Source organism: Actinomadura meridiana, assembly GCF_039537545.1.
GTDB lineage: Bacteria > Actinomycetota > Actinomycetes > Streptosporangiales > Streptosporangiaceae > Spirillospora > Spirillospora meridiana.
The window spans coordinates 1-21,869 of sequence record NZ_BAABAS010000022.1 but is presented as its reverse complement, the minus strand read 5'-3'; the positions used below and the strand labels follow the sequence as shown (position 1 = coordinate 21,869).

The window sequence follows — 21,869 nt, the reverse complement described above, 5'->3', positions numbered from 1 at the left end:
TTAGAGGCCGTGCTCGACCTTCGCCACCGTTGACACCGCCACTCGCGCGAGAAGGAGCCACCGGTGCCCGACACCACCCCCGCCCGGCCGAGCGTGCTGTTCGTGTGCGTGCACAACGCCGGACGTTCGCAGATGGCCGCCGCCTACCTCACCCATCTCGGCCGCGACCGCGTGGAGGTCCGCTCGGCCGGATCGGCGCCCGCCGACACCGTCAACCCGGCCGTGGTCGCCGCGATGGCCGAGGACGGCATCGACATCTCCGCCGAGATCCCCAAGGTCCTCACCACCGACGCCGTCCGCGCCTCGGACGTGGTCATCACGATGGGCTGCGGCGACACCTGCCCCGTCTTCCCCGGCAAACGCTACGAGGACTGGACCCTGGACGACCCCGCCGGACAGGGCGTGGACGCCGTCCGCCCGATCCGCGACGAGATCCGCGAACGCGTCGAGACCCTGCTCACCGACCTGACCAGCGCCTAACGCGCGGGAACCCCGCGCCATCGACTGGCGGGTGGGTCAGGCCGGAGTGGGGACGGGTGGCGTGAACAGGCCCGCCAGGCGGGTCAGTGACTCCGGGACGGCGCGGTAGTACACCCAGGTCCCGCGGCGCTCGCCGGTGATCACACCGGCCTGGCGAAGCACCTTGAGGTGGTGGGAGATGGTCGGCGCGGTCAGGTCGAACGCCCCGGTCAGGTCGCACACGCACGCCTCGCCGCCCGAGGCCGAGGCGATCAGGTTCAGCAGCCGTAGCCGCACCGGGTCGGCCAGCGCCTTGAACACGCCCGCCAGCTCCGCCGCCTCGCTCTCGTCCAGCGCCAGGCCGGTCAGCGGCGCGCAGCATCGGCCCGTATCGACCAGCTCCAGATTCGACATGCCTCTAATTTGACACCCATCTATCCAAAGAGGCAAACTCGGCACAGCGTCTGATTAGACGAACTTCGAAACAAGGAGGATCCGATGTCCCGCGTCCAGCTCGCCCTGCGCGTGTCCGACCTGGAGGGCTCCATCGCCTTCTACACCAAGCTGTTCGGCACCGAACCGGCCAAGATCCGCGACGGCTACGCCAACTTCGCCGTCGCCGAGCCGCCGCTCAAGCTCGTCCTGATCGAGGGCGAGGACGACGAGCCGACCCGGCTGGACCACCTCGGCGTCGAGGTCGCCGACACCGAGCAGGTGAACGCCGCCGCGCGGCGCCTGGCCGACGCGGGCCTGGCAACCTTCGAGGAGAAGGACACCTCCTGCTGCTACGCCCTCCAGGACAAGGTCTGGGTCACCGCGCCCGGCAGCGAGCCCTGGGAGGTGTACATGGTGAAGGCCGACGCCGACACCCTGACCAAGTCCGAGGACTCGGCCTGCTGCGCCACCACCACGTCCGGCTCGGCCTGCTGCTGACCGCACGCTCGCCCACAACCGCGCGTCCGCCCACAACCGCGCGTCCGCCCACAACCGCACGTCCGCCCACAACCGCACGTCCGCCCACGACCGCGCGTCCGGCCGGGACGGTCGGGCGCGCGACGACCATCGGCCTGATCGCTATGCCGGTCTCTGGGGCTGGCGGCCTGTTCGGGGCGTGGACGTGAACGTGTGGCGGTAGGTGGTCGGGGGGACGCCGACGGCGCGGGTGAAGTGGTGCCGGAGGTTCGCCGGGCCGCCCAGGCCGGAGCGGCGCGCGATCTGGTCGACCGGGAGGGACGTGGTCTCCAGCAGTTCACGGGCGTGGTCGATCCGGATGCCGCGCAGCCATGCCATCGGGGTCGTGCCCGTCGCGGCGTGGAAGCGCCGGATCAGGGTGCGGGTGGTGATGTTGGCGCGACGGGCCAGGGCGGCGACGGTCAACGGCTCGGCCAGGTGCTCGCGGGCCCAGTCCAGGAGGGGGGCCAGCTCATCCGCGTCGTGGACGGTGATGTCCGCGTCGACGTACTGGGCCTGGCCGCCCGGACGGTGCGCGGGCATCACGAGCCGTTTGGCGAGCGCCCTCGCGACGGCGGCGCCATGGTCGGCGCGGACGACATGCAGGCACAGGTCGAGCCCGGCGGCGGTCCCGGCGCTGGTCAGGATGTCGCCGTCGTCGATGTAGAGGACGGACGCGTCCACCCGGGCCTCCGGACAGCGGGCGGCGAGTTGGTCGGCGTGCATCCAGTGGGTCGTCGCCGGGCGTCCGTCGAGAAGACCGGCGGCGGCCAGGACGAACGCGCCGGTGCACAGCGACACGATGCGGGCACCGTTGCCGTGTGCCGCCCGGACGGCCTCGACCAGGTCGGGCGGCTGTTCGTCCAGGACGTTCGCGCAGGCGGGGATCACGACGGTGTCGGCGTCGGCCAATGCGTCGAGCCCGTGCTCGGCCTGCGCGGCGAACCCGGCGGCGGTGCGCGTTCCGGGGGCGGCGCACAGGCGGAAGTCGTACCACCAGTCGGCGAGGCCCGGCCGCGCGTACCCGAAGACCTCGCACGGGATGGCGAGCTCGAAGATCGGCACACCCTCGGTCACGGCGACGGCCAGCTGGTGCATGTCACTAATTTAGCGCTGATGGTCGCTCCTGCCACTTGGGACGGAGCCGGTGGGCCGCGAGGGTCGAGGGCATGGATCAGTTCCCCGTTGGACGAGCCTCCTTCGACCCGGCCCCGCCCGCCGCCGAGCGGGTGTGGCGGCACGTCGTCGACCTGCTGGAAGGCGAGCGGAAGGAGATCGCCGGACGGGCCGTGAGCGCACCCGTGGACGTCCGCCGCCTGCGGGCCGCGATCGGCGCGTACGACTTCGACCGTCCGGCGGCACCGGACGACGTGATCGACGACGTCGCGGAGCTGCTCCGCGCGACGACCGTCCACACGACGCATCCGCGCTATTTCGGCCTGTTCAACCCGACCCCGACCCTCATGGGCGTCATCGGGGAGACGCTGGCGGCGGCGTTCAATCCGCAGCTCGCGGCCTGGTCGCACGCCCCGGCCGCCGCCGAGATCGAGGCCCATCTGCTGCGCTTCCTGGGCGGACGGCTGGGCTACCCGCCCGAAACAGTGGCCGGGTCGTTCACCAGCGGCGGCGCGGAGGCGAACCTGACCGCCGTGCTGCTGGCGCTCACCCGAACGTGGCCCCGATACGGCACGGAGGGCCTGCGAGCACTGCCCGGCCGCCCGGTCCTGTACGCGTCCACGGAAAGCCATCTGGCCTGGCTCAAGATCGCGCACGCGACCGGCCTCGGACGGGACGCCGTCCACCTCGTCCCCACCGGCCCCGACCTGCGGCTGGACGTCCCGAACCTGGCCCACCAGATAGCCGCCGACCGGGCGCGAGGCGACCTGCCGTTCCTCGTCGTCGGGACGGCCGGGACCACCGGCGCCGGAGCGATCGACCCGCTGCCCGAGCTGGCCGACCTCTGCGACGATCTCGGGCTCCGGTTCCACGCCGACGCCGCCTACGGGGGTGCGGCGGCGCTGTCCGACCGGCTGCGACCGGCGCTGTCGGGCATCGAACGCGCCGACTCGATCACGGTGGACGCGCACAAGTGGCTGAGCGTCCCGATGGGCGCGGGCGCGCTCCTGACCACCGACGCCGAGGGGCTCGCGGAGACGTTCCGGGTCACGACGTCCTACATGCCCGCCGACGTCCCCGACACCGTCGACCCGTACACGTCCGGTCAGCAGTGGTCGCGCCGGTTCATGGGCCTGAAACTGTTCCTCAGCCTGGCCGTGGCGGGCCGCGCCGGGTACGCGGAGCAGCTCGACCACGACGCCGACCTCGCGGACATCCTGCGCGAACGCCTCACCGACACGGGCTGGGACATCGCCAACGACACCCCGCTACCTGTCGTCTGCTTCGCCGACCGCGCCGACGGGACGTGGGAGCACCACGACGCGCTCGCCCGGCGGGTCGTCGGCGGCGGACGGGCGTGGATCAGCCCCGTCCGGCTGAACGGGCGCGCCGCCCTCCGCGCCTGCGTCATCAGCCACCGCACCACCCCCGCGGACGTCGACGAACTCGTCCACGCCGTGAACGACGCACGCGGCTGAGCCCGGGAACGCGATCGACGTCAAGCGCGCTTCACGTTTTGTTATGGACGGCCCAAATGGAAGGTAAGTCGAGTTTTCGGTTACCTGGAAATGGGGGACTTTTCGGTCATCGGTGACGGGCTCGGGAGGTCCGATGACGACCAAGACGACTCATGGGCGTACCTCGACGACGAGGTATCGGACGTCCGGCTGGCTGGCGTTCGCGGGGACGGTGGCGCTGGTGATCGGCGCCTTCAACGTCATCGACGGCCTGGTGGCGCTGTTCAAGGACGGGTACTACCTCGTCAACGAGAACCAGATCATGGTGTTCGACTACACCGCGTGGGGCTGGATCTGGCTCATCATCGGAATCATCCAGATCGGCGTCGGTGCCGCGATCATGGCCGGGCAGATGTGGGCGCGGGTGCTCGGCGTCATCTTCGCCTTCGTCGTCGCCATCGGACATCTCGCGTTCCTCGTGGCGTTCCCGCTCTGGTCGGTGCTGACGATCTCGCTGTGCGTCCTGCTGATCTACGCGCTGACGGCACCGCCCCCCGGCTCGCGCGCCGACTAGCGGACGCTCGCCGCGGTGCACCGCCGACCGCTCACCGACTCACTCGCGGACTAGCGTCCGCCAACCCCCAACACAGATCATTGACGTGACATATGGCGCCAATGTCAGTCAATGATCTTGTTGGGGGTCGTAGTGGGTGATCTCGAAGCGAAGGTGTGGCGTCGCTACGGGAATGGACGTATCTATGTCTCGCGCGGCGACGAGACGGTCGGCTGGTACGACCTCAGGACGGGTCGCCACGAACTCCAGGTTCCCGGGCTGGCCGCGCCGTTCTGGGAGACCGTCCACGCGGAATGCCGAAGGCTCGGCGAACCGGCGCCCCAGTACCTCGCGCCCACCAACCCCGCCGGGCCAGCCAACCCCGCCAACCCCGCCGTGCCAGCCGGGCCCGCCAAGCCCGCCAATCGCGCCGTGCCAGCCAATCCCGTCGAGCCCGCCGGGCCCATCAGCGATCTCGGGCTCACCGAGGCCGGTGCGGCGGCGCGGGCGCGGGCCGTGGAACTGCGCACCTGGCGGACGCGCCTGGCCTTCCTCGTCGGCGTCCGGACGCAGGCGGCGAACTTCGCGATAGGCGCGAAAGGCGAACGGTTCGTTGGCGGAAAGCTCGACAAATGGGCGCGCAGGAAGGGCTGGCATGTGCTGCACGCCGTCCCCGTCGGACGCAACGGTGCCGACATCGACCATGTCCTCATCGGCCCGTTCGGCGTCGTCACCATCAACACGAAGACCACGCGCTGCAAGGTGTGGGTGGCGGAGCACGGCATGATGGTCGGCGGCACCAAGGTCAACTATCTGCGCAACTCCCGCTTCGAGGCGAAACGCACCCGCAGGCTGCTGGCGGCGGCGTGCGGACGTCATGTCCCCGTCCAGTCCGTGATCGTGTTCGTCGGCGCGAAGGGGTTCACCGTCAAGAACGGCGGTCCGCGCGACATCGCGGTGTTGTCCGACGTCAAGGCGTTGCGGCGCTGGTTACGGCGGCGGGGGCGGACGCTCACCCCCGAGCAGGTGGCGGCCGTGCACGCCGCGGCCCGGCAGCCCGCGACCTGGCGGCCCCCCGCACGCTGAACCGGCGGCGCCGGATGGTCTGAGCTGGGATTATTCGGGAACGACCCGAGATCATGAAGACCCTGGGCTGGGACGACGAACCGGGCGGGCTCCCCCGGGAGGACGAGGGACGGGCGCGCACCGACTGGATCGTCTACGGCCTCACGGCCGGCCTGTCCATGGCGTTCGTGTTCTGGGGCGTCCTATGGACCGACAGCCTCAGTTCGACGGCGCAGTCGGCGTTGGACTGGCTGCTCGCGAACCTGGGCTGGCTGTTCGTCCTCGCCGCGACCGGGTTCGTGATCTTCTCGTTGTGGCTGGCGCTCAGCCGGTACGGGCGGATCCCGCTCGGGCAGGAGGGGGACGAGCCGGAGTTCCGCACCGTGTCGTGGATCGCGATGATGTTCAGCGCGGGCATGGGCATCGGGCTGATGTTCTTCGGCGTGGCGGAACCGCTCACGCACTACGTGGACCCGCCGCCGGGCACCGACGCGCCGCAGAGCGAGCCCGCGATCGAGACGGCGATGGCCACGACGATGTTCCACTGGACGCTGCACCCGTGGTCGATCTACGCCGTGCTGGGCCTGGCGATCGGGTACGGGCACTACCGCCGGGGCCGCACCCAGCTGATCAGCTCGGCGTTCACGCCGCTGATCGGACGGCACGCCGACGGCCCGATCGGCAGGGTCATCGACATCCTGGCCCTGTTCGCCACGCTGTTCGGCTCGGCCGCGTCGCTCGGCATCGGCGCCCTGCAAATCCGCACGGGAATGCAGGAGGCCGGGTGGATCGAATCGCTGGGCACGACCGTCCTGGTGCTGATCATCGTCGTGCTGACGATCTGTTTCGTCCTGTCGGCGGTGTCCGGGGTGGCCCGGGGCATCCAGTGGCTGTCCAACATCAACATGGTGCTGGCGGCCGTCCTGGCGTTCTTCGTGTTCGTCGTCGGGCCGACGGTGTTCGTCCTGGAGCTGCTGCCCACCTCCCTCGGCGTGTACATCAGGGACTTCGGCGAGATGGCGTCGCGGTCGGGCGCGACCGGCGGGCAGGCCATGCGCGACTACCTCGCCGACTGGACGATCTTCTACTGGGCGTGGTGGATCTCCTGGGCCCCGTTCGTCGGGATGTTCCTCGCCCGGATCAGCCGGGGCCGCACCATCCGCCAGTTCGTCGCCGGTGTGATCATCGTGCCGAGCACGGTCAGCGTCATCTGGTTCGCGATCTTCGGCGGGACGGCGATCAAGCAGCAGCGCGACGGGCTGAACCCGTTCGGCGACGGCTCCGAGGAGCAGATCACCTTCAACGTCCTCGGTCATCTGCCCTGGGAGGCGCTCACCGCGATCGTGGTGATGGTGCTGGTCGCGATCTTCTTCGTGTCCGGCGCGGACGCGGCCTCGATCGTGATGGGCACCCTGTCGCAGCGCGGCGCGAACTCGCCCGCCCGCTGGGTCGTCATCTTCTGGGGCGCGATGACCGGCGGGGTCGCCGCGATCATGCTGGTGATCGGCGGGGACAAGGCGTTGAACGGCATCCAGAACATCACCTTCATCGGCGCGCTGCCGTTCGCGGTCGTGCTGATCCTGCTGTGCGTCTCGCTGGCGAAGGACCTCCGGAACGATCCGATGATGCGGCGGCAGATCAAGGGCGCCGAGGTCCTGGAGGACGCGGTCGTCACCGGCACCGCCCGGCACGAGGGCGACTTCGAGCTGGTGACCCGGCCGTCCCCCGACGACGACCCGGCCCGGGGCTGACGGGTCAGTGCGGCGCCTCGCCGGACTTCACGCGGGTCGCGAACTCCTTCAACGCGTCCAGCGCGCGCAGGTACGGCATCGGGCCGTAGGAGACGCGGGCGACCCCGGCGGCGGCCAGGTCCGCGAGGGACGTGCCGGGCATGTTGTTCGCGTTGACCGGACCCGGCAGCCCCTTGACCAGGGCCGGGACGGCGTCCAGCGGCGCGGTGATCGGGTAGACGCAGTCGGCGCCCGCCTCCAGGTAGAGGCGGCCCCGGACGATCGCGGCGTCCACCGGGTCCGGCGACTTGGCGACGAACGTGTCGACCCGGGCGTTGATCACCAGCGCGTCCCCGGCGGCGGCCCGGACGGCGGCGATGAACTCGGCCTGCGTCTCGGGTTCGGCCAGCTCACCGGCGTAGGTGTCCTCCAGGTTGCAGCCCGCGGCGCCGATGGTCAGCAGCCGTTCGACGAGTTCGGCGGGCGCGAGCCCGTAGCCCGCCTCGGCGTCCACGGTGACGGGCACGGACGCGGCGCGGATGATCCGCCCGGCGGCGGCGAACATCTCCTCGGCGGGCGCGCCCTCGTGGTCCGGATAGCCGAGCATGGCGGAGACGGCGGCGCTCGCGGTGGCGAGGGCCGGAAAGCCCGCCTCCTGGACGATCACGGCGCTCCCCGCGTCCCAGACGTTGGGCAGCAGCAGCGGATCGCCCGGACGGTGCAGGTCGCGCAGCACGGCGGCATTGTCGGTCATGTCCTTCTCCTTTCCTTCACCGGAACGACTGAACAGGCCCGAGGAGTGTGACATCCACCTCCGACAGCGCCCGTTCACGGGCCGCCCGCGACAGTGTCGGACGGCCGGGTTAGCGTCGGGATGGTGATCAACCACCCGCGATGAGGGAGTGCGCATGCTGCCATGGTCGGCCGACCTCGCCGGACGCCTGGAAGAGCACGTCATCAGCAGCGATCTGCTGCGCGGCAACCCCCTGAACGACCCGCACGAACGACCCGTCCTGGTCTACGTCCCCCCGGGATACGACGACGAACCCGACCGCCGATATCCCACCGTGTACTCGATCCAGGGGTTCACCGGGCATATCGGCATGTGGCACAACCGGATGTCCTACCGGCAGCCGTTCCCCGAGACGGCCGACGCGGTGTTCGCGTCCGGCGAGGCCCCGCCCGCGATCGTGGTGTTCGTGGACGCCTGGACGACGCACGGCGGCAGCCAGTTCCTCGACTCCCCCGGCACGGGCCGCTACCACTCCTATCTCTGTGACGAGGTCGTCCCATGGGTGGACGCCAACTACCGGACGCTCGACGCGCCCGAGCACCGGGCGATCAGCGGCAAGTCCAGCGGCGGCTACGGCGCGATGATCACGCCGATGCTGCGTCCCGACCTGTTCGGCGCGCTGGCGACGCACGCGGGCGACGCCCTGTTCGAGTACGTCTACCAGCTCGAATTCCCCCAGTGCGTCCGGTATCTGCGCAAGTACGACGGCGACATCTGGCGCTGGTGGGACGACTTCACCTCGCGCGCGTCCTTCACCAAGCCCGAGGACATGGTGCTGCTCAACAACCTCGGCATGGCGCTGTGCTACTCCGCGAACGAGGACGGCACGCCCGAGCTGCCGTTCGACCCGGTCACCGGCGTGATCAGGCAGGACGTCTGGGAACGCTGGCTCGGCTGGGACCCGGTGCGGATGGTGCCCCGGCACGCCGAGGCGATGCGCGCGCAGCGGGCCATCTGGATCGACGGCGGCACGCGCGACGAGTGGTACCTCGACGTCGGCGCGCAGGCGTTCCGCAGGGCGCTCCTCGACGCGGGCGTCGCCGACGACGCGATCCACTTCGAGCTCTTCGACGCCGGGCACGGCGGCATTGATTACCGTTATCCCCTCGCCCTCGCCTGGCTCTGCCGCTCCATCGCCCCCTGACGGGCCATCGCGCCGCACCCGCCCGACGGGACGGGCCCGCCCCACGGGACCGTCCCGTCCGCGCTGTCCAGGCACCGGTTTCGACTTTCCAGTTGACAACGCCCCAAATACTGAAAATCCAAATTCAGGTGGATTCATTGACACTATTCATAACTCGGAGTGCACTTCGGGGCAGCTCATCCGAATGAGCTTTAGTCCCCAGCCCGCCGGACGGGCGGCGGCCCGGCGGAGTGTCGCTCCCCACGGATCTCCGCGTGCCCCGCCATGCCCGGCACGTGGAAGGAGCACCCCCGTGAGACACCAGACCGCGATCGGGGCGGCGGCGCTGTCCGTCGGCCTCGCCGTGGCGATGTCCGCCCCCGCCACAGGTGCGGTAGGCCGCACCGCCCCCGCCAAGCCCAACCCCCGCGCCCTCGCCGCGACCTCCGCCGACGCCCTGGTGGCGGCGAAGCCCTCGGTCTTCAAGATGGCCCCCCAGGACAAGCTCGTCCACCTGGGAGTCGTTTCCGGGATCAACGGCCTGCAGCACGTCGCGTACACGCGGACGCACAACGGCCTCCCCGTCGACGGCGGCGACTTCGTCGTCACCACCAACGCCAGTGGTGGTGTGCTGAGCACCTCGGTGAACCAGACCGCCGAGCTGAACGTGGGCACGACCGCGAAGATCACGGCGGCGCAGGCCGCCAAGACCGCCCGGACCCGCGTGACCAAGGTCCAGTCGGCCACCACGCCGCAGCTGACGGTTCTCGCCCAGGGCTCCGGCCGCCTGGTGTACGAGACCGTCATCACGGGCACCAAGAAGAACGCCCCGACGAAGCTGCACGTGGTCGTCGACGCCAGGACCGGCAAGGTCGTCAAGACCTGGGACGAGGTCCGCGACGCCGCTGACGACCGCAGCTTCTACCACGGCACGGTCGACATCAGCACGAGCACCTCGTCCATGCAGGACCCGACGCGCAACGGCGTGCGGTGCGGCGGCCAGAACGGCGGCACCTACACCGGCGACGGCTCCTGGGGCAACGGCAGCGGCACCGACCTGGAAACCGCCTGCGTCGACGCGATGTACGCGGTCCAGAAGGAATGGGACATGCTCAAGGCATGGCTCGGCCGCAACGGCATCAACGGCAACGGCGGCGGCTTCCCGATGCGCGTCGGCCTGAGCGCCGTCAACGCCTACTGGAACGGCAGCTACACCACCTTCGGCCACAACCAGTCCAACAGCAAGCAGGCCACGTCGTTCGACGTCGTCGGCCACGAGAACGGCCACGCCGTCTTCTCCACCACGCCCGGCGGCGACGGTGGCGGCGGCAACGAGCTCGGCGGACTGAACGAGTCGACCGGTGACATCTTCGGCACGCTCACCGAGTTCTACACCAACGAGCCCGACAACCTCGACCCGCCGGACTACCTGGTGGGCGAGGAGGTCGACCTGGTCGGCCAGGGCCCGATCCGCAACATGTACAACCCGCAGGCCCTGAACCACCCGAACTGCTACTCGTCGCAGATCCCGCGCACCGAGGTGCACGCGGCGGCGGGCCCGCAGAACCACTGGTTCGTCCTGCTGTCGGTGGGATCGAACGGCTCCCCGAGCAGCCCGACGTGCAACAACTCGACCGTCGCCGGTATCGGCATCCAGAAGGCCGGCAAGGTCTTCATGGAGGGCCTCAACCGTAAGACGTCCGGTTGGAACCACGCGCGGGCGCGCGTCGCGACCGTCCAGGCCGCGAAGGAACTCTTCCCCGGCTCCTCCGCCGAGTGCACCTCGGTGAAGGCCGCCTGGGCCGCCGTCAGCGTCCCGGCGCAGTCCGGCGAACCTGCCTGCTAGGAACCGCCCCCCGCTCGCGGCCCGTGACGGGGCCCGCTCCCCCGTCGCGGGCCGCTCCCCTTTCCAAAAGGGGACCACCTTCCTCAGGAGAACACATGAGATCGCGCACCATGGCGACCTTGGGGGCGGCGGCCCTGACGGTGTCCGCCTTCCTGCCCGGCGCGGCCGCGTCGGCGACCCAGCCCGCGCCCGCTCCCGCGGCCCAGCCCGCTCCCGTTGCCGTGCGCGCCGCCGCTCCCGACATCCCCGTCGCGAACGTCAAGGCGCACCTGGCCCAGTTGCAGAGCATCGCCACCAGCAACGGCGGCACCCGCGCGCACGGCCGTCCCGGCTTCCGCGCGTCGATCGACTACGTGAAGGGCAAGCTGGACGCGGCCGGATTCCAGACGTCCGTCCAGTCGTTCAGCCACAACGGCGCCACCGGCTACAACCTGATCGCCGACTGGCCCGGCGGCGACGTCAACAACACGCTGATGGTCGGCGGCCACCTCGACAGCGTCACCGCGGGCCCCGGCATCAACGACAACGGCTCCGGCTCCGCCGCGAACCTGGAGATCGCGCTCACCGTCGCCAAGGAGGGCTACAAGCCCAGCCGCCACCTGCGTTTCGGCTGGTGGGGCGCCGAGGAGCTCGGCCTCATCGGGTCGACGTACTACGTCAACAACCTGCCGTCGGCCGAACGGTCGAAGATCAAGGGCTATCTGAACTTCGACATGGTCGGCTCGCCGAACGCGGGCTACTTCGCCTATGACGGCGACGGCTCGTCCGGCAACGGAGGGCCCGCCGGGTCCGCCGAGATCGAGAAGGTCCTGCGGGCCCACTTCGGCACGATCAACGTGCCGGTCGAGGACACCCCGTTCGACGGACGCTCCGACTACGGCCCCTTCATCCGGTACGGGATCGCCGCGGGCGGCCTGTTCACCGGCGCCGAGGGACGCATGACGTCCGCGCAGGCGCAGAAGTGGGGCGGCCAGGCGGGCACCGCGTACGACCGGTGCTACCACTCGCGCTGCGACACCTCGACGAACATCAACGACACCGCGCTGGACCGCAACTCGGACGCCATCGCCTACGCCGTGTGGACGCTGAGCGGCGGCAACCAGTAGCCCGTTCCACGGTTGGACGGGCCGCGCCGGACGCCGGTCAACGACCGTCGTTCACTCTTCCCGCGCAGATCAGAGGCTCTTTTCAGAGTTTTCACATTGCCCGTTCACAGCATTGAAAATCCAGTGGCCTTTGGATTCGTTGACACTCCACGGGGCGGCGCGGTCCAATTCTGGACAGCCCTTCCCCCAATCCTAGGGCTGACCGAAGGCGGCCGCGCGGGACGAATCTCGGCCCGGCCCGTGCGGCACCGCCTTCCCTCCGGGGTCCCGCCCCCCGCCGGGCCCCTGGTGCCCTCGTCCGGCCTGCTCCGCCGGGCGAGGGCCCGGGGGCCCTCAGAACGTCCGCCCCATCACCAGGCGTGTGGAACATCGGGGGCGTGGAATCTCGCGGGTGTGGAACGTCCGGGGGTGTGGAACGTCGGACCCGCAGGTCACAATGGGGGCATGTGCCGCAGTATCAAGACGCTTCGCCCGCCCTACGCCGAGGACGTGACCGACGAGGAGGTTCGGGCGGCCGCGCTCCAGTACGTCCGCAAGATCTCCGGGTTCCGGGCGCCCGCCGCCCACAACGCCGAGGCGTTCGACCGGGCCGTCGAGGAGATCGCCCGCAGCACCGCCGCCCTCCTGGACTCCCTGGAGATCCGCGGCCGCCGCGCGAGCTAGCCTCGCGGCGCGAGGCCCGCCGCGCGAGGCCCGCCGCGCCAGCCAGGGAGTCCGCGGGGGCTACTCGGCGGCGACGAGTTCGGCGATCTGGACGGTGTTGAGCGCCGCGCCCTTGCGCAGGTTGTCGCCCGAGCAGAACAGGGCGAGGCCGTTCTCGACGGTCTCGTCGCGACGGATGCGGCCCACATAGGTGGGGTCCTGACCGGCCGCCTGGAGCGGGGTCGGGACGTCCGCGAGCACGACGCCGGGCGCGCCCGCCAGCAGCTCGCTCGCCCGCTCGGGGCTCAGTGGACGCTCGAACCGGGCGTTGACCTGCAACGAATGGCCGGTGAAGACGGGGACGCGCACGCACGTACCCGACACCCTCAGCTCGGGGATCTCCAGGATCTTGCGGCTCTCGTTGCGGAGCTTCTGCTCCTCGTCGGTCTCGGCGAGGCCGTCCGCCACGATCGACCCGGCCATCGGCAGCACGTTGAACGCGATCGGCCGCACGTAGACCGACGGCTCGGGGAACTCCACCGCCGACCCGTCGTGCGTCAGCCGGTCGGCGTTCTGCACGACCTTCGTCGCCTGGTCGTGCAGCTCCGCGACACCCGCGAGCCCGCTGCCGGACACGGCCTGGTAGGTGGACACGACCAGCGCGGTCAGCCCGGCCTCGGCGTGCAGGGGACGCAGCACCGGCATCGCGGCCATCGTCGTGCAGTTCGGGTTCGCGATGATCCCCTTGGGACGGCGCGTCGCGGCGTGCGGGTTGACCTCGGCGACGACGAGCGGGACGTCCGGGTCCATCCGCCAGCCCGAGGAGTTGTCGATCACGACGGCGCCCGCGGCCGCGACCTTCGGCGCCAGCTCCTTCGACGTGGTCTTCCCGGCGGAGAACAGCACGATGTCGAGACCGGAGTAGTCGGCGGTCGCCGCGTCCTCAACAGTGATCTCGGCGCCGTTCCAGGGCAGCTTGCGCCCCGCCGACCGCGCCGACGCGAACAGCCGCAGCTCGTCCACGGGGAACCCGCGTTCGGCCAGGATCTCGCGCATCACGGCGCCGACCTGGCCGGTGGCCCCGACGATCCCGATTCTCATGCCACTCCCTCAGGTAATTCGCTTGACCCGGGGAGTGTCACCCGGGCCGAGCAGGTCGTCTAGTCAATAACCCTACGCAGAGGGTTCAAGCCCTTCTTAACGGAAGGCGTCCAGGCCGGTGATGGCCTTACCGAGCGTGAGCAGATGGACCTCCTGCGTCCCCTCGTAGGTCAGGACGCTCTCCAGGTTGTTCATGTGCCTGATCACCGGATAGTCGAGCGTGATCCCGTTGGCGCCGAGGATCGTGCGGGCCTCCCGGGCGACGTCCAGCGCCGCGCGGACGTTCGCCAGCTTCCCGAACGACACCTGCTGCGGTGTGACGGACCCCTCGTCCTTGCGGCGCCCGATGTGCAGCGCGAGGAGGCCCGCCTGCCCCAGCGCGACCTCCATCCAGGCGAGTTTCTCCTGGGTGAGCTGGAACGACCCGATGGGCCTGCCGAACTGTTCGCGGGACGTCGCGTACTCGACGGCCGCCTCGTAGCAGGCGCGTCCGGCCCCGATGGCGCCCCAGACGATGCCGAACCGGGCCTCCGACAGGCAGCCGAGCGGCCCCTTCAGCCCCCGCACGCCGGGCAGCATCGCGCCTGCGGGGATCCTGACGTCGTCCAGCACCAGCTCGGACGTGACCGACGCGCGCAGCGACATCTTCCGATGGATGTCACGCGTCGTGAACCCCGGCGTGCCCTTGGGGACGAGGAACCCGCGGATACCGTCCTCGGCCTTTGCCCAGACGACGGCGACGTCAGCCACGGACCCGTTGGTGATCCACATCTTGGTGCCGTTCAGAACCCAGTCGGAGCCGTCGCGGCGCGCCCGCGTGAGCATGTCGCCCGGGTCGGACCCCCGGTCGGGCTCGGTCAGGCCGAAACAGCCGAGGGCCTCCCCGGCCGCCATTCTCGGCAGCCACTCGGCCTTCTGCTCCTCGTTCCCGTACTTGTGGACGGCGACCATCGCCAGCGACCCCTGCACGGACACGAAGCTGCGCAGCCCCGAGTCGGCGGCCTCCAGCTCGCGGCACGCCACCCCGTAGGCGACGGCGCTCGTCCCGGCGCAGCCGTAGCCCTTCAGGTGCATGCCGAGCACGCCCAGCCTACCCAGCTCGGGGGCCAGTTCCCGGACGGGGAACGTCCCGTCCTCGAACCAGCCCGCCACGTGCGGCGCGATCCGTTCGGCCGCGAACGCCCGGACGGCGTCGCGCACCATCCGCTCCTCGTCGGTGAGCTGATCGTCGACGCGCAGCACGTCCATCCTGGATCTCCTCAGGCGGGAATGTTCGCCCCCGAGCGTACGGTGCGGGCCGGAACCCCCGGCGGCCCCGGGGTACGCTCAGGGACGAATCAGGGCGAATCCGGATGTCATACTCCCCCGCCGCTGGGCAGGATCAAGGCATGGACATGAACAAGGACACCACCACCGAGAAGAAGCTCCGACGCACCACCCGCGACGACCGCGTCATCGCCGGTGTCTGCTCCGGTGCCGGACGTTTCCTCGGCGTCGACCCCAACATCGTCAGGATCGGACTCGCGATCTTCACCCTCTTCGGCGGCGCGGGCATCGCGCTCTACGCGATCGGCTGGCTGCTGATCCCCGAGGAGGGCGCCGAGAAGACGGTCGCCGAAGACATGATCAAGAAGGCGGGCGACTCCCCGACGTTCCAGGACGCGGTCAAGAAGACCAAGGACGCCTTCAACAAGCCGCGCACGAACGCCTGACCCGCCCGGCTCAGAACGCGGCGCAGCTCAGGACGCGGGGCGTCCGGCGCCCGACAGCTCGTCGCCGGACGCGGCGACGGCGACGGGGCCGACCCGCCCCCGCATCCCGGCGATGACGCCGCCGCGCACCTGGTTCCAGCCGAACGTCAGCATCGTGGCGACCGACAGCCCGAGCGCGCCCGCGAGCGCCACCACCGTCTCGGGGCCGAGCACCTGGGCCGCGGCGCCCGCGACGAGGATGCCGACGCCCTGCCCGGCGAGGATGCCGGACTGGGCGAGGCCGAACGCGCGCCCCCGTCCGGACGGCGGGACCGCGGCCACGAACGCGGCGTTGGCCGCGAGCTGGTAGGCGCTGCCGCCGCCCGCCAGCGCCCACAGCAGCACCACCGCCCACAGCGGCGGCTGGACGCTCACCCCGATCAGGGGCAGGCAGGCCAGCATCGACATCCACCCCATCGCGTGCAGCCGGTTCGCGGGACGGACAAACCGGCTGAACAGGAACGCGCCGACCACCATCCCCGTCGGCATCGCCGACATCAGCAGGCCGACGGTGACCGCGCCGCCACCGAACGTCGCCGCGTACGGCGCCGCCAGGCCCTCTGGGACCACGTAGAACGCGCACAACCACGCGAACAGCACCAACGCGCGCAGTACCGGATCGCCGAACACGAGACGCGCGCCGTCCCGCGTGCCGCGCCACAGGCCGAACGGCTCGCGCTCCCGCCGCCCCGGCGCGCCCCTCCGCCGCATCCCGACGAGCAGGATGAGGGCCGACACGCCGAACGTCAGCGCGTCCAGGCCGAGCGCCTGCCGCGTCCCGACGACGGCGACCACCGCGCCGCCCGCGAGGAAGCCGAGCATCTGTGTGGCCTGGTGCGTGATGTTGTTGATCGCCGTCCCCGCTACGTACCGGTCGCCCTCCAGCACGTCCGGCAGGATCGCCGCGCGCGCCGCCGTGAACGGCGTGCCCAGCAGCACCGCCAGGAACACCAGCGCCGACAGCGCGCCGATCGGCATCGCCACCAGCGCCATGAACGCGAGCACCCCGGCCCGCAGCACATCGCAGACGATCATGAGGGTGCGGCGCGGGAACAGGTCCGCCAGCCCCGACAGCACCGGTCCGCCCACGATCGGCGGCAGATACGTCAGCGTGTAGACCAACGCCGTCAGCAGCGCCGACCCCGTGTGGTCGTACACCAGCACGGCCAACGCGACCTGCGCCAACTGGTCACCGGCGAACGACAGCGCCTGCGCCAGCCAGAGAGCACGGAACTCGCCCACCGCGAACACCTCGCGATAGGTCGCCTGTCGCTCCGGCGGACGGCGATGCCGGCCGGTCTGCCTTCCCGCCACGCACGCTCCAGATCAGCCCGCCCGGTGTTGGACGGCCCTCCCATTAAATAACGCTGCGTGGCATCGGTGTGACCTAGAGTGCGCAATTCATGGTGCTCAGTATCCGAGCTCGTGCAGCCTCCGGTCGTCGATCCCGAAATGATGCGCTATCTCGTGGACTACGGTGATGCGCACCTCTTCGACCACGTCATCCCTGGTGTCGCAAATTTGGAGGATCTCGTGACGGTAGATCGAAATGTGATCGGGCAGGACGGCGCCGTACCAGTCGCCGCGCTCGGTGAGGGGTATGCCCTGGTACAAACCGAGCAGGCCGCGTTCGGGCGCGTCGTCCTCCACGACGATCACGACGTTGCGCATGTGCGCGGTCAACTCGGTGGGGATGCTGTCGAGGGCCTCCGACACCAGGTCCTCGAACTCATCACGCGACAACTCCATCACACCGTCAATTCTGCTCGACCGAAGGGGAACACGTGCCCAAGGCCCGCGCCGCGTTGATCGCGGCCCGCGCGTGGTTCACGAACCACGTCCTCGGCTCCCCCGTCGTCCACCGCGTCCAGCCGGCTCTGCGCCGCGTCCGAACCGCCGCCCGCCACGTCTGGCCCGTCGTCACCGGCCGCTGGGCCCGCCTCCTCCTCACCGTCGCCATCGGCCTCGCCGCCGGGTACGCGGGCCTCGTCCTCGGCGGACGCCAGGTCACCGCGATCGGCCCCACCGACGTCCAGTTCTCCCTCCGTCCGTCCCTGCACGGCGGGACGACCCTCGAACTGCCCCCGCTCGGATCCCTCCAACTCGACACCCACTGGGGACCGATCTCCCTCCAGGCGAGCATCACCGACGTCCGTCCCGAACAAGCGCAGAAGCTCATCGAGAACGACGCCGAGATCGACCGCCTCACCGACCGCATCGGCGACCAGATCGCCGACGGCGTCACCCACCTGTTCATCCGCGCCGTCCTCCTCTCCCTCCTCGCCGGGTTCGCGGCAGGCCTCATCCTCTTCCGCTCCTTCCGCCGCGCCCTGCTCGGCCTCGCGTCCGCCGCCCTCGGCCTCGTCGCCGTCGCCCTCCTGACCTGGGCGACGTTCAACCCCCACTCCGTCGCCGAACCCCGCTACACCGGCCTGCTCGCCAACGCCCCCCAGATCGTCGGCGACACCCGCAGCCTCGTCGAACGCTTCTCCGCCTACCGCGCCCAGCTCGCCCGCCTCGTCGGCAACGTCTCCGAGCTGTACGCCGCCACCTCGACCCTGCCGACCTACGAGCCCGACCCGTCCACGCTCCGCGTCCTGCACGTCTCCGACATCCACCTCAATCCCGCCGCGTGGAACGTGATAAAGAGCGTGACCACCCAGTTCAAGGTCGACCTCATCATCGACAGCGGCGACCTCATGGACCACGGCAGCAAGGCCGAGAACAAGTTCGCCGACGCCATCTCCGACCTGAAGGTCCCCTACGTCTACGTCCGCGGCAACCACGACTCCAAGAACACCCAGAAGGCCGTCGAGAACCAGAAGAACGCCGTCGTCCTCGACAACGACACCCGCGACGTCAAGGGCCTGCGCATCTACGGCGTCGGCGACCCCCGCTTCACCCCCGACAAGAGCACCCGCGACGACTTCGTCGGCGCCGACCAGATGCGCGCCGAGGGCGAACTCCTCGCCTCGAAACTCCGCGCCTCCCACACCACACCCGACGTCGTCGTCGTCCACGACCCCGACGAGGGCCGCGCCTTCTCCGGCGTCACCCCTCTGATCCTCTCCGGCCACGCCCACGCCCGCTCCACGAAACCCCTCCCCACCGGCACCCGCCTCTTCGTCCAGGGCTCCACCGGCGGCGCCGGCGCCCGCGGCCTCGAACACGAGGAACCCACCCCCATCGAACTCTCCGTCCTCTACTTCAGCCGCGCCACCCACCGCCTCCAGGGCTGGGACGACCTCCGCCTAGGCGGCCTGGGCCTCACGTCCGCCCAAATAGAACGCCACCTGGAACCCGCCCCCGACCGCACAATCAAACCCGCACCCCCGGCAACCTCCCCACCGCCGTCCCCCACCTCCCCGTTCCCGTCCGAGTTCCCCTCCGACTGGCCGTCCCGCAGCCCCAACCCCACCACAGACACCCCCACCCCCCACTAACCGTTTGCACGCGGCCCACCCCCGTCCTCTACACTGACGAGGTCAAGTGGCGCCCATCACCGCCACCATCGGGCCCCCTTCGTCTAGCGGCCTAGGACGCCGCCCTTTCAAGGCGGTAGCGCCGGTTCGAATCCGGTAGGGGGTACCACGCGCATGGCTGCACGATCACCGTCCGATCCGGAGCCGTCCGATCCGGAGTCATCCCAAACGCTCGTTGCGTTCGCGGTCCAGAGTTGTGTGTCCGGCGTTGCAGGCGTGATCGTGACCTGGATCGTGACCTGGTTGTTTTCCTTGTTGTGACACATCTGGACGGCGAAGGCGTCCAGCAGGCGCCGCAAGGTCGGCTCAGGTAGCAGGTCGAAGTCGACCGTCCCGGTCGGGCAGCGGTCCAACAGTTCAGGACACGGCGCCACCGGAGTCGCGTCCCGCAGTTCACGCAGTGCCGCTTGTTTGGCCTCCAGATCCGCGCCGATGCTCGTGGTGCGTTCGTTGATGGAATTGACGAAGGCCGGTGAGGGATCGTCGGCGGCCTCCAGCGAGTCAAGGACACGCTCTTTGCGGCGCTTCAACTCCGCGATCTGTCGCTCGACCGCCACCAGCCGTTCCCGGTGCTCGTGAATATGGGTGTCATCGAGCCGGGCGAGCAGGACGCGCAAGCGCTCACGACGGTGGGGCCCGAAGATCTCACGGTTGAAGAACTCGGTCAGGCCCGCCATGAGCGGCTCCTCACGAACCCAGATGCTCGCCGGATGCCCTTCAGGACGGTAAGCACGAGCGGGACGGCAGATGTAGTAGATCCGCCCCCGGCTCTCCTTGCCGAACATCCGGCGCCCGCACAATCCGCAGGTCATATAGGAGCGGAAAGCATACGAGCGACGGGTGCCGGTGTGCGCGGTGTTGGGCCCCGGACGGCTACGTGACCCCTCCCTGTCACGGGCGACCCTCTGGGCGGCAGTGAAGGTCTCGATACTCACCAACTCGGGGTGAGTGGGTGCACTGGACCAGATCCACGCCTCGGGCGGGTTGTTGCGGCCCCCGGCCGAGGTGGTCGCCTTGCGGTTCCACACCATGTAGCCGGTGTACTTGGGATTGGTCAACACCTCCCGGACCGAAGAGTAGGTCCACCTGCCCACCGTTCGATGCTTCGCGGTCGCGACGGGCGGCGGATACCGATCCAGATCCACGTTGAGCCGGTCGGCGATGGCCTGATAGCCCAGACGCTCACCAGCGCGGATCTCGAAAATGGTCCGCACCACCGGGCCCCGCACCGGGTCGGGAGCCAGCACATGCTTGGTGGCTCCCTGTTCCCGGCGAGCGGCGACCGGGTGCGGAACCTTATGCGCCAGGTACCCGTACGGAGGGCGCCCGACGTTGAAGCCTTGCTCGGTGTGGGCCTCGAACCCGCCCCAGGATTTCTCCAGCATCTCCAGGACGTACCACTCGGCCACACCCTGCTTCACCCGCCGCGTGAGCACCTGAGAAGAACGTTTCCCGTTCAGCGCGATCGGCTCGTCGGACGCCCACAACGGGATACCGAGCTTCTCCAGCGTGTTCTCGATCTGCGTGCCGACATAAGTCCGGCGCGCGATCCGGTCGACCGACTCACAGATCACCGCATCGAACCGCCGATCAGACTGGGCCGCCTCCAACAGCAAGTCCTGAATGCCCCCGTCACGCGGAACCGGAATGTTGAAACGCTCGTGCCCTCGCCCGAACCCACGAGCGGCAAGGTCCTTGCGCCCCGACTCGATGTCATAGAAGTGCGCGACGATCACCCCTCTTCCGGGAAGAGCGGTGTGCAGGGCGCTCTGGCTGTTGGCGAGCTGACGCGGTAGCGACAGCGTCGGGTCCTGTTTGTCCTCGGTCGAAGTCCGTCCCGCGAACGCCACCTTGAGCGGACCGTCCACCCGAAAACCTCCGCCGGGGCCGGTCAGTCCTGCGGATCGGCTGCTGTGGGTTCCTCGGGTGAAGACGTCGAGCGGGATCGGGCTGCGTCCCTGGTCCACCATTGCAGTACCTCCTTGATCGTGCGTGCCTGAGTGCGGGCCATCTGTTCCTGAACGGACGGGTCCGCCAAGACCAGTCGCCAGGTCAGCGTCGGCTGCTCGCCACCGCCTCGCGATTGCTTCTCCGACCCGGTCACCGTGTCCCCGTCCGCCGCGCGTTGGCGCTGGTGGTCGCGGTGTCAAGCCGGTCCGGGAATGACCGCACACCTCTGCCCTGAAGATCAAGTCCGGACGCCTCGTCGACCGGGGTATCGGTCTCTTCAGCGCGAGAAAAAACCAAGAGGTCTTCGTGGGCGGTGGCCATGGCGGGGATGCCGTGGTCGCGGAGGCGGCGGGCTTCGAGCATCTGGAAGAACGACGCGCGGGTGACGATCTGCCCGTCGCGCAGGCCGCACAGGAGGGCGGCGAGTCTGTTGACCAGGACCAGGCCGTTGTCCTGCGCGACGGTGATGACCTGGCCGGGCAGGTCGATGAGTTCTCCGGCCACGCGGAATGGGCGGACGGTGACGGCCACGACTCCGCCCGGGCACAGCAGGGTGGCGCTTCCGGCGAGGATCTGTCCGAATCCGGCGAGGAGTTCGCCGGTGGGGCGGTGGGCGAGGTTGCGGCGGTCGGTGGAGTACCGGCCGTCGAACTTGTTGATCTTCCCGCCGCCGTTGTCACGGCCGGTGCGCACCTGCCCGTGGGTGGCCGCGCCATAGGGGGGCGAGGTCAGGATGAGTGAGGC

The 21,869-nt window shown here is 69.9% G+C and carries 21 protein-coding genes, 1 tRNA gene and 1 pseudogene; 14 read left to right on the top strand and 9 right to left on the bottom strand.

The window, feature by feature from the left end:
* The first annotated feature begins 63 nt into the window (after nt 1-63).
* Nucleotides 64-480: an arsenate reductase ArsC gene (locus ABD808_RS31595; RefSeq protein WP_344904640.1), complete on the top strand. Its 417-nt coding sequence runs from the start codon at nt 64-66 to the stop codon at nt 478-480.
* A 36-nt stretch (nt 481-516) separates the two neighbouring features.
* Here ABD808_RS31595 and ABD808_RS31590 read toward each other — a convergent pair whose 3' ends face one another.
* Nucleotides 517-873: an ArsR/SmtB family transcription factor gene (locus ABD808_RS31590; RefSeq protein ID WP_344904637.1), complete on the bottom strand. Its 357-nt coding sequence runs from the start codon at nt 871-873 to the stop codon at nt 517-519.
* An 84-nt stretch (nt 874-957) separates the two neighbouring features.
* On the opposite strand from ABD808_RS31590, the gene ABD808_RS31585 reads away from it, so the two are divergent.
* Nucleotides 958-1,392, top strand: coding sequence for an ArsI/CadI family heavy metal resistance metalloenzyme (locus tag ABD808_RS31585; protein WP_344904635.1), 435 nt, complete (start codon nt 958-960; stop codon nt 1,390-1,392).
* Nucleotides 1,393-1,533: 141 nt separating this feature from the next.
* On the opposite strand, the gene ABD808_RS31580 is transcribed toward ABD808_RS31585, so the two are convergent.
* Nucleotides 1,534-2,508 (bottom strand): GlxA family transcriptional regulator, encoded by a 975-nt coding sequence (locus tag ABD808_RS31580; protein WP_344904632.1) that lies wholly within the window; start codon nt 2,506-2,508, stop codon nt 1,534-1,536.
* A 71-nt stretch (nt 2,509-2,579) separates the two neighbouring features.
* Between ABD808_RS31580 and ABD808_RS31575 the strand changes: the two genes are divergently transcribed.
* From ABD808_RS31575 to ABD808_RS31560, 4 genes are all read left to right on the top strand, one after another.
* Nucleotides 2,580-4,004 (top strand): pyridoxal phosphate-dependent decarboxylase family protein, encoded by a 1,425-nt coding sequence (locus ABD808_RS31575; RefSeq protein WP_344904628.1) that lies wholly within the window; start codon nt 2,580-2,582, stop codon nt 4,002-4,004.
* Between the two features lie 133 nt (nt 4,005-4,137).
* Nucleotides 4,138-4,557 carry a DUF7144 family membrane protein gene (locus ABD808_RS31570; protein WP_344904625.1) on the top strand — a complete coding sequence of 140 codons (420 nt, stop codon included), beginning with the start codon at nt 4,138-4,140 and terminating at the stop codon, nt 4,555-4,557.
* A 132-nt stretch (nt 4,558-4,689) separates the two neighbouring features.
* Nucleotides 4,690-5,622, top strand: a complete 933-nt coding sequence (locus tag ABD808_RS31565) for a nuclease-related domain-containing protein (RefSeq protein WP_344904622.1) — start codon at nt 4,690-4,692, stop codon at nt 5,620-5,622.
* Between the two features lie 53 nt (nt 5,623-5,675).
* Nucleotides 5,676-7,352 (top strand): BCCT family transporter, encoded by a 1,677-nt coding sequence (locus tag ABD808_RS31560; RefSeq protein WP_344904619.1) that lies wholly within the window; start codon nt 5,676-5,678, stop codon nt 7,350-7,352.
* A gap of 4 nt (nt 7,353-7,356) precedes the next feature.
* On the opposite strand, the gene ABD808_RS31555 is transcribed toward ABD808_RS31560, so the two are convergent.
* Nucleotides 7,357-8,085 carry an isocitrate lyase/PEP mutase family protein gene (locus ABD808_RS31555; protein ID WP_344904617.1) on the bottom strand — a complete coding sequence of 243 codons (729 nt, stop codon included), beginning with the start codon at nt 8,083-8,085 and terminating at the stop codon, nt 7,357-7,359.
* Between the two features lie 154 nt (nt 8,086-8,239).
* Here ABD808_RS31555 and ABD808_RS31550 point away from each other — a divergent pair, with 154 nt between their 5' ends.
* The 4 genes from ABD808_RS31550 to ABD808_RS31535 all read left to right on the top strand — a co-directional run bounded on the left by ABD808_RS31550 (nt 8,240) and on the right by ABD808_RS31535 (nt 12,862).
* A complete protein-coding gene (locus ABD808_RS31550; protein WP_344904614.1) occupies nt 8,240-9,268 on the top strand; it encodes an alpha/beta hydrolase in 1,029 nt (342 codons plus the stop codon).
* A gap of 292 nt (nt 9,269-9,560) precedes the next feature.
* A complete protein-coding gene (locus ABD808_RS31545) occupies nt 9,561-11,093 on the top strand; it encodes a M4 family metallopeptidase (protein WP_344904611.1) in 1,533 nt (510 codons plus the stop codon).
* 95 nt (nt 11,094-11,188) lie between these two features.
* Entirely contained in the window at nt 11,189-12,199 is a 1,011-nt protein-coding gene (locus tag ABD808_RS31540; RefSeq protein WP_344904608.1) for a M28 family metallopeptidase, read from the top strand.
* A gap of 444 nt (nt 12,200-12,643) precedes the next feature.
* Nucleotides 12,644-12,862 (top strand): DUF2277 domain-containing protein, encoded by a 219-nt coding sequence (locus tag ABD808_RS31535; protein WP_344904606.1) that lies wholly within the window; start codon nt 12,644-12,646, stop codon nt 12,860-12,862.
* 60 nt (nt 12,863-12,922) lie between these two features.
* On the opposite strand, the gene ABD808_RS31530 is transcribed toward ABD808_RS31535, so the two are convergent.
* Both ABD808_RS31530 and ABD808_RS31525 read right to left on the bottom strand, forming a co-directional pair.
* Nucleotides 12,923-13,942 (bottom strand): aspartate-semialdehyde dehydrogenase, encoded by a 1,020-nt coding sequence (locus ABD808_RS31530; protein ID WP_344904603.1) that lies wholly within the window; start codon nt 13,940-13,942, stop codon nt 12,923-12,925.
* A gap of 96 nt (nt 13,943-14,038) precedes the next feature.
* Nucleotides 14,039-15,190, bottom strand: a complete 1,152-nt coding sequence (locus ABD808_RS31525) for an acyl-CoA dehydrogenase family protein (protein ID WP_344904601.1) — start codon at nt 15,188-15,190, stop codon at nt 14,039-14,041.
* A gap of 140 nt (nt 15,191-15,330) precedes the next feature.
* On the opposite strand from ABD808_RS31525, the gene ABD808_RS31520 reads away from it, so the two are divergent.
* A complete protein-coding gene (locus ABD808_RS31520; RefSeq protein ID WP_344904598.1) occupies nt 15,331-15,654 on the top strand; it encodes a PspC domain-containing protein in 324 nt (107 codons plus the stop codon).
* A 27-nt stretch (nt 15,655-15,681) separates the two neighbouring features.
* Here ABD808_RS31520 and ABD808_RS31515 read toward each other — a convergent pair whose 3' ends face one another.
* Nucleotides 15,682-17,007 (bottom strand): MFS transporter, encoded by a 1,326-nt coding sequence (locus tag ABD808_RS31515; protein WP_344904595.1) that lies wholly within the window; start codon nt 17,005-17,007, stop codon nt 15,682-15,684.
* 96 nt (nt 17,008-17,103) lie between these two features.
* On the bottom strand, nt 17,104-17,445 hold the full coding sequence (locus tag ABD808_RS31510) for a metallopeptidase family protein (RefSeq protein WP_344904592.1): 342 nt from the start codon (nt 17,443-17,445) through the stop codon (nt 17,104-17,106).
* 32 nt (nt 17,446-17,477) lie between these two features.
* On the opposite strand from ABD808_RS31510, the gene ABD808_RS31505 reads away from it, so the two are divergent.
* Entirely contained in the window at nt 17,478-19,136 is a 1,659-nt protein-coding gene (locus ABD808_RS31505; RefSeq protein ID WP_344904589.1) for a metallophosphoesterase family protein, read from the top strand.
* A gap of 72 nt (nt 19,137-19,208) precedes the next feature.
* Nucleotides 19,209-19,284: transfer RNA gene (locus ABD808_RS31500), tRNA-Glu, on the top strand.
* On the opposite strand, the gene ABD808_RS38695 is transcribed toward ABD808_RS31500, so the two are convergent.
* On the bottom strand, nt 19,244-20,389 hold the full coding sequence (locus tag ABD808_RS38695) for a recombinase family protein (RefSeq protein ID WP_425548999.1): 1,146 nt from the start codon (nt 20,387-20,389) through the stop codon (nt 19,244-19,246). The two genes, ABD808_RS31500 and ABD808_RS38695, sit on opposite strands and share 41 nt — an antisense overlap.
* Here ABD808_RS38695 and ABD808_RS31495 point away from each other — a divergent pair.
* Nucleotides 20,276-20,971, top strand: a complete 696-nt coding sequence (locus tag ABD808_RS31495) for a hypothetical protein (protein WP_344904586.1) — start codon at nt 20,276-20,278, stop codon at nt 20,969-20,971. The two genes, ABD808_RS38695 and ABD808_RS31495, sit on opposite strands and share 114 nt — an antisense overlap.
* Nucleotides 20,972-21,275: 304 nt before the next feature.
* On the opposite strand, the pseudogene ABD808_RS31490 reads toward ABD808_RS31495, so the two are convergent.
* Nucleotides 21,276-21,869 (bottom strand): annotated as a pseudogene (locus tag ABD808_RS31490) (hypothetical protein); the annotation flags it as partial.